Here is a 7,864-nt window from a genome sequence, read left to right as displayed (position 1 = left end):
TGTCGACCATCAAGGTGCTGGGCTTTTACGATAATGAAGTCACGGCCTACGTTGCCAGAGAAAATGTTGTTTTGACGTTAGCCGGCATCGTTTTTGGCTGGTTCATCGGCTTGATTTTGCACCACTTCATCATGATTAAGGCCCAGACCGGCGCGATCTTGTTCCCTTTAACCATTCATTATCCGGGATATATTTGGTCGGCGGTGCTGACGGCTTGCTTCAGCCTGATTGTCGGCGTGATTACCCATTACAAGTTGAAAAATATTGATATGTTGGACTCACTTTCATCTTCAGAATAAATCGTTTCATCAAAACGACCCGCAACCACCTCAAAATGGCTGCGGGTCTTCTTTTATGATTTTCCCCACAAAAATCGAATCAGTAATCGGTCCACTTGGGGATTGTTATGAAGCTTGCTGTGTTGGGCGTTGGGTCCGACGATTCGTTTTTCCTGATATGATTTTACTTGTGGCAACAGGTATCTCAGAGACTTCGAGGACGCATTGCTGACGTCGCCGTCCGAGTGTGTGCCGTCATTTTTGTCGCCGTAAATGTTCAAGACTTTCAATGATTTTAATTGCTGATCATGGCGCAATCCCAACAGCTCGCGGTAATGGCTGTTAATTGTGGTCGGCTCACCGTCGGCCTTTAATTTCATCCGGTTCGGCGCATCGTCCATTCCAAGAATGCCGTTAAAGTGCCCAGCAATGTCGACCTGTTTTTGAAGCTTCGGCAGCTTGGTGTTACCGGCGTTATCCAGTAGGTAGAAGACGATCGACATGTTGCCGACGGAATGGCCGACCATGTTGAACTTCTTGACGCCATAACGTTGTTGTAATTTGACCACAACATTTTTGGCCCATTTGGCGTCGGTGTGATAGTTGGGGTTGTGGTTATTCAAATAGTTGACTTCAACAATCGGATGCCGATCGTTAGGTTTGAAATTACCAATCAACGTGACCTTGCCGCTATTGGTGACGTCCGCTCGAATGACCGTCTTGGTGACACCGGCGGTCACCGCTGCCTGCGCCATATGATTTTCGGCGTGATAGCTACCCCCAAAGCCGTGAAAAAACAGCGTGGGAGTGGCCTTGCTGGCACCGGCAATTTTGGGTGTTTGCGTGGCTGACATCGAGCAGGCGCTGAGAAATCCCACGATTAATAGTAAGCCGCTGAGTACGGCCAGTCCTCTTTTTTTCATGTTCCCCTCCTGATAACTGCATCTTTTGCCGCTAATTATAAACGGATTTGTGGAATTGGAAAGCAAGGTGCACTGGAAAAAGCCACCTAAGTTTGATCAGTGGATGAGAGCAACCAAATAGTCGAAATGAATATTTTGACTCCTTTCTAGTTTTAGAAATATATGTAATGGTTTATTAAAATAAGATTACACCAGACTACTATTGTAATGATGAAATGGAATTCAATTACAATACTTAAAAATTATGATATACTTTCGATGAGGTGATAATGATGCAATCAATCCACAGCAAATTGAGATCCTATTATTCTCAACTTAATGAAGTAACAGAAAAGCTCGATCAAGATCAGCTATTGGTTGCTTCAGAACTGACACCATTTCAGAAAAGTATTGCAAAGGATATGGTGAAGTCAGGTCTCTTGGAGGATATGGATGAACGAGTCTATGCGACTCACGATGTACCAATCGATGATATGTTGATGCGGCAACTCATTTTGGGACAGGGAATATACACTGGAGACACAGCACTTTATCTATGGGAATTGAGTGAAAACTTTCCTTATACGATTGAAATGGCGGTTCGCATGGGATATCAGGCACCAAGTCGACGATATCCTGATTGGACGCAAAACGTTCAGTTCAAACAAGTTCGTGAACCCCGACTCAGTGAGGATGTGCGAGAAATCTCGGTGCCGGACACGACACGTAAGATACAGGTATACTCACCTGAACGGGTATTAGTTGAGATGGTTAAGTCACCAGATCATGATATCGAAGCAATAAAATTTGGCTTTAATCAATATTTGAAATCATCACAAAAAGATTTGGGGACGTTACTTGAAGTTGCTGAACGTTTGAATGTACTTGAAAAAATTCAATCACTTGTGGGGATTCTTCTATGAATGATAAAGAACTACGTGACCGGCTGCGTGATCAGCTGAAAAATATTCATGCTCAGACTGGAATTAATACCACCAGTTTACAAAGAAAGTATTTCATTGATGGTTTCTTGAGCTTACTGGCGACATCTAAATATCAATCACATTTTATTTGGAAAGGTGGGATGGTTCTTTCAGCAGTCACTGGCGTTCATGAACGAACAACGATTGATCTTGATACAATGGTTGAGGGTGTCAGTATCGAATCCGAAAATTTAAAGAAGATGTTCAACGAAATTATTGCCGAACGAGACTATCACGGAGTAAGGTATCAATTAATTGATATTCAACCCATTCAAGAAGAAAAAGAATATGTTGGACAACGCGTTCGCTTTCAAGCCAGCTTGGCAAAAATTAAAGATTCGTTTCATTTAGATGTGGCTACTGGTGAAGTGCTCATCCCGAGTGAAGTCAATTATGCGTATAAACCGTTACTGGGGACAGAAACGATTAATCTGTTAATCTATCGGCCAGAACGAATGCTAGCTGAGAAACTACAAACTGTGTTGTCCAGACGTAGTGCCAATACAAGGATGAAAGATTTTTATGATATTTATATTTTGATGACGACCGAGATAATTGATTTCAAAATCCTACAGACCGCTTGGACGAGAGTATTGTTGGAACGTGAATCCCAGGCCGAATGGGAGGAGTGGCACTCGATCACAACGCAAATCAGAACATCAGTACGGATGAAATCCTTATGGCAGGGGTATGCAAAGAAACATGCTTTTGCAGAAAATATTAGTTTTGAAAGCACAGTGGCTGCCATCAACAACTGCCTCAGCAAACTCCAATAAACCCACTCCCTCTATCTAAATTCACATATAAAACATGGCTCCCAGCAGAAATGCCGGGGGCTTTTTTCATGCCGACAATGCCCGTCAACCCGCAAAAAAATGCGAACACATACATAAAAGAATGCTTACTAAAAATCATTACCAATCCTTGATATGTTCAATGAACCGCGGTACAGCAACACTTTGCTCCAGCAACACATCTTAATATCATCACTTTCTTAAAAAATTAGCATATAGTTTTATATTTTTTATTTTCTGCAAAAAAGTGCGGACAAAACCAGTTCTATACGTATAGATATATATTCCCGTTAAATTAAAATTAGGAGTGTAAATAAATAACCGTTAATGAATATTGAGGGGAACCCAATTCATACATAAGCACATGGACGGGGATCCAAGCGACGGTTTTTCATCTATTTATATTAACTTTTTTAATTGGATGGGAGGAATTAGTGATGTCAGAAGCTGAGGGAGCCGCGCGACAAGTTCAGAATTACGCGGAGATTCATTTTATCACCCGCGATGGCGATGAAATTATTGAACCGCTGAAAATTTTCCGAGCTGTCAGCGAAGAGTATCACATTGCGTTACCAATCTTAAACGGCTACGTCTTGGTCAACAAGCCACAGCACCTGACCAGAGTCATGGGCGTCCAGCCGGCGATCATCAATCTGGTGTACGGCGAGATTGGCTCACTGCATATCTATCACGGGCTGACAGATATGACAGGCGAATTAATACCGTTGCAAAATGGCGACGAGCCCGATCAGGTCGCCCCCGTCAAATTACCAGATATCGACGAGGACCATCATTACTACGTCATGGACGAGGAGGGAATTGGCGAAGAAATTACCAAGGTCAATAACTACCAACCCGCAAACCCGACGTCAAAAGTCAGCTTAGTCAGCTTGACAGATGCCGAAAAAGCCAGGGTGGACAAAATGGAACGTGAGTTAAGCGAAGGTGATAACGAACGTATCTTAGATTTCGATAATTTGAAGAGTGAGCTTGAAAGGCCGTTGGATGAATTCAACGACGATGAGCCGGATCACGAATCACCGTTCGGACAAGCAACTTATCCGGGGGATGAGGAACCGGAAGATGAATCGAGCGACGATCAACCAGCCACTCCAGAAAATGATCAATCGGAGCCGGCACCTGAGCAGCCCGATCCAACCGAGCAGACGCAACAACAGCCAAGCTCACCAGTCGAAAGCTTATCGGAATCAACGTTTGAACCAAATCCAGCACCACAAGCCGAAGCCTCAAGTCCAGCTGAACCTGAAGCTCAAGCCACCAACGTTCAAGTTACCGAAGCCCAGCCAACTGACGCAGCCGCCAGCCAAGAGCCAATCAGCACCGAGCCGCAGCCAACACCAATCAAGCTTTTGGCCCACGCGCTTCGACTGATCAGCCAGAGCCTGGCAGACACCAACGATCCAGCGGCCATTTCAGGATTGACAAAATCTGCCGATCAGATGTTGTCCGCCATCCGCACCTTGGCCAATCTCGATCACTACTAATGTCGCAACAATATAAATGGGGGAATTCAAAATGCAAACAGAAAATGATATCGAATCACTGGCCAGCATCACACCAGTTAAGGTTCTCAGCCAAAGCATGAACAACGTTGCCAAAGCAATTGATGACGCTGCCGAAGATGGCAATAAGCAACAAGTCCTCAAGCTGGTTGATTCAGCTGAGTCACTACTCAAAGCCATTTCACAGCTGAATCAATAGCTGCTCGTATCGCAAGGGGGGGATCATATGATGGAAACTGATTCAGCGACCAATAACCATCCGGTACAGCAGCCAAAACAGCAGCATGACCCAGACCGTCATCCAGACGGCATCATGTCATTTCGGACGTCCGGCTTCAGTCAGCGGCTTCAGTCCTTTATGAATCAGCCGATGGATCCGGAGCTGGAACATCGCTTCGCCGCTGCCTTAATGGAAATGAGCTTTTACGCGCCGGTTCAATCCGGCCGCAGACACGCGTCAGCCAAACAACCGCGACCGGCATTTACCTTATCGGTTGCCGTTACGACTTACCTGGCTGATGGCTACAAGTACATTCCAGTCTTCACTGATTTGGCAAAAATGCAACGGTTCATGGCTGGATCACCCAACATGGATCCGTTCCGATCGTTTGAGTTCACCAGCAGTGAGCTGATGGAAGAAGCCGAACAGTACAATCTGAAAGGGATTCTGATCAATCCGGGAGAACAAAGCTTTCCGTTGACCCTAGAGTACTGGGATTACATTCACCAAGTCGCACCAGTCGTCGCCTCGCAGAACCAAGACGAAGACTTCAAGTACCAATTGATCAACCCGACGCCTACGAAGCTTGAGGAAACCTTGAGTCAGTCGCTTCGGCACATTCGCAAAGCCAAAGCGGCTTGGTTGATCAAGTTAAAGCCCAATAACGATAACAGTTATCAATACACAGTCCTGGTCGATTATCACGGCAAACCCAACGACTTTGAAGTGAAGGTGTCCCGCAAGCTCGCAATGGCCGCACACCGCTATCTGCCATATGGCGCCGACATCATCGTCGGTCGCCTGGAGGGGCGCTTAGGCGATGAGGTCAAACACAATGTCGACGCATTTTACAAACGGACTGGTTGGCTATCTTCATAAGTCATTGGGGGGTATTAAATGGAAAAATTTGGACACACTGTTCCAAGCAAACGACAAGCAACCAAGCATCAGACGCTGGTTGCCGTGTCGGTCGCACATGCCAAACAAAAGCCGACCGTTCGGATGACCGATCTGAAAACGACTTTTGAAGTGGATGGCATCGTGGACGTGGGGACCTTTCCCCGCATGAAACGAATTGAGAAATAACAATATTTTAAGGGGGTATCATTCATGAATAGATACAAATATAACTCACGCTTGTATCGTGACAGCTTGGAAAAGCAGGAACACTACAAGCTTTATAAGAAGGGCAAGCTGTGGTTGGTTGCCGGCATTTCTGTCTTCACTTCCGGCCTGACGTACAGCATGTTAAGCTCGCATCCGGTACACGCCGATACAACTGCAACTTACGATGACGCCAACACCCAATCGGTGAGTGACGTGACCGCGGCAACCGCAACAGCAACCCAACCACAAGCTGATGTTACCAGCACCAGCCAAAGTTCCGACAGTTCCACGACAACGGCAGCCAACAGTTCCAGCACCACAACCGGCACTGACCAAGCTGCAACCGCCAGCTCAACGCAATCAGCAGGTGCCACCAGCAGTTCAACGACAACACCTGCCGCATCTTCAAGCAGCGACACTCAGTCGAGCGATGCCAGTGCCTCAAGCGTTGGCCGAACTGCCACTTCTTCATCGAAGTCAACCAAGATTACCAACAAGACTTCTAACGATCTCAAGGTGAAGAAGACAACTGCTAAAAAAGTCACTAAATATACTAAAAAATCTGCTCAAAGCATCGTTGCCCAAGCCAACAAGCTCATGCAATCAACTCAAAAGCAGATTGATAAGGGAAACGCTGCCGCCAATGCCAAAGCTGACGACAATATCCCAACTGATGACGCCCTAACCGCAATCGGCACTCACCAAAAGGCCCAACAAGCCCAAGTCTTGAAGACGGTTAAAGCTGCCCAAAAGATTGCGGTGAAGAACAAGAAACAGGCCACCATGAAGCTCAATTCGGCCCTTGCAGTCGTTGCCAACATGCACGATGAATTGAACCAGGCAACTGCTCTGGTATCCGCAGACAAAAAAGGTGTCCAAGCCCACGTTGTCGCCAACGCCAAAGCAGCATACGACAAGGTAAGTATGCCCAGCGGCACCTCAGCCAAAGTCGATGCCTATGGCGACTTAATCGTCACGGCCAGCAACACAAAGACCTACAACAAAGTTCTTGCCAGTTTACATAAACAGGGGTTGACTGGGAGCTTTAGGCAGGTGGTGGATCCGGAGCAGTCTGCGAGTCTGACTTTGAGCTCAACAGGTGGTGTAGTTGATACAGACGGAAACCTCTCCGTTGATGAAACGAAGATCAATGCACAAAATGGTGCAATGATTACTGCTAACTTTAATATTTCGGGAAACAAGGGAGATACATTTTATATCACATGCAATGCGCCAATATACAGCTTGACCGATGGGGCGATTGCAAGTACAAAAACGAATGCGGATGGATCAACGACGATTACTTGGACCTTAGATCAGAATGATATCACAAAAAAAGAGACAATTGTCTACCGATTTGTTGGTCAAAGCCCCAACCCATATAATAATATCGCTAAATCTCCAGATTCTGGAAATTACTTTCCTGGAGGCACGAGTGAAGGCTGGGGAGGAGTAGTAGCTGACGGATTGGTTTTACCAATAAGTTATGGTGGTAAAAACATAGATCCTCAATATAGAAAAGTAACGTACAGCAACAAAAGAACTATTGATTCAGCCTATATTACATCACTATCTGGTAATACCATTAAAAAGGCTGGTCAGAATTATGTTTATACATTCAATTATTCAATGAATAATAACTTTAATAACTTGGGGGTCGCTACAGCCGTCATTGATTTGCCTACAAACTTTGTTTTTGATCCTGATGAGACTGAGTATGTTCAACGAAATAGTTATCGACGTGGTATTGATGCCAATACTTTCAAAATTTTACCCGGCAACAAACTGCAAATTACCACTGGTGGAACAAATGGAATCCTTGCATTTCCCTTCGATAACATCAACTTTGCTGGGCATTATACTGATGGAACAACAGGGACACAAACTTTTAAGTGGGAGAGCCTGACAACTGCATATATGCCAAATAGTGACGGCAAAGCTCCTGTAATTCCCACCAATGGTGCAGAAAGCCAATTTGCTTCCGTGGCATCCGACTTTAACTCTGGACATTCATACACCGTTCCAGATACAGAGTACACGGATACGTTGACTACGAC

General features: G+C 45.4%; 9 protein-coding genes. 8 read left to right on the top strand and 1 reads right to left on the bottom strand.

Translation table 11 applies throughout. The annotated features are described in order from the left end of the window. Positions 1–299: FtsX-like permease family protein (locus AB3112_RS06210; protein WP_367334123.1), on the top strand; the 299-nt coding region annotated here is incomplete at its 5' end. A gap of 53 nt (positions 300–352) precedes the next feature. Here the strand turns inward: AB3112_RS06210 and AB3112_RS06205 are convergent. Beyond that, entirely contained in the window at positions 353–1,201 is an 849-nt protein-coding gene (locus AB3112_RS06205) for an alpha/beta hydrolase (protein ID WP_367334122.1), read from the bottom strand. Positions 1,202–1,470: 269 nt separating this feature from the next. On the opposite strand from AB3112_RS06205, the gene AB3112_RS06200 reads away from it, so the two are divergent. The 7 genes from AB3112_RS06200 to AB3112_RS06170 form a co-directional block, all read left to right on the top strand. Beyond that, a complete protein-coding gene (locus tag AB3112_RS06200; protein ID WP_138491131.1) occupies positions 1,471–2,103 on the top strand; it encodes a hypothetical protein in 633 nt (210 codons plus the stop codon). Further along, entirely contained in the window at positions 2,100–2,939 is an 840-nt protein-coding gene (locus AB3112_RS06195; protein WP_084973325.1) for a nucleotidyl transferase AbiEii/AbiGii toxin family protein, read from the top strand. The genes AB3112_RS06200 and AB3112_RS06195 overlap by 4 nt, the downstream gene beginning before the upstream one ends. Positions 2,940–3,394: 455 nt before the next feature. Beyond that, positions 3,395–4,462 (top strand): hypothetical protein, encoded by a 1,068-nt coding sequence (locus AB3112_RS06190; RefSeq protein ID WP_367334121.1) that lies wholly within the window; start codon positions 3,395–3,397, stop codon positions 4,460–4,462. 31 nt (positions 4,463–4,493) lie between these two features. Beyond that, the gene (locus AB3112_RS06185; RefSeq protein WP_057910749.1) at positions 4,494–4,679 is read left to right on the top strand and encodes a hypothetical protein; all 186 of its coding nucleotides are present in this window, start codon (positions 4,494–4,496) and stop codon (positions 4,677–4,679) included. Between the two features lie 27 nt (positions 4,680–4,706). Next, a complete protein-coding gene (locus AB3112_RS06180) occupies positions 4,707–5,579 on the top strand; it encodes an enhanced serine sensitivity protein SseB C-terminal domain-containing protein (protein ID WP_084973322.1) in 873 nt (290 codons plus the stop codon). Between the two features lie 18 nt (positions 5,580–5,597). Next, the gene (locus AB3112_RS06175) at positions 5,598–5,786 is read left to right on the top strand and encodes a hypothetical protein (protein WP_057910751.1); all 189 of its coding nucleotides are present in this window, start codon (positions 5,598–5,600) and stop codon (positions 5,784–5,786) included. A 24-nt stretch (positions 5,787–5,810) separates the two neighbouring features. Then, positions 5,811–7,864, top strand: a 2,054-nt coding sequence (locus tag AB3112_RS06170; protein ID WP_367334120.1) for a KxYKxGKxW signal peptide domain-containing protein, incomplete at its 3' end; no start/stop codon positions are given.

It is taken from the genome of Lentilactobacillus sp. (assembly GCF_040773105.1).
Taxonomy (GTDB): domain Bacteria; phylum Bacillota; class Bacilli; order Lactobacillales; family Lactobacillaceae; genus Lentilactobacillus; species Lentilactobacillus parabuchneri.
Note: the sequence above shows the minus strand (reverse complement) of the source record. Positions and strands in the feature narration are given on the sequence as shown.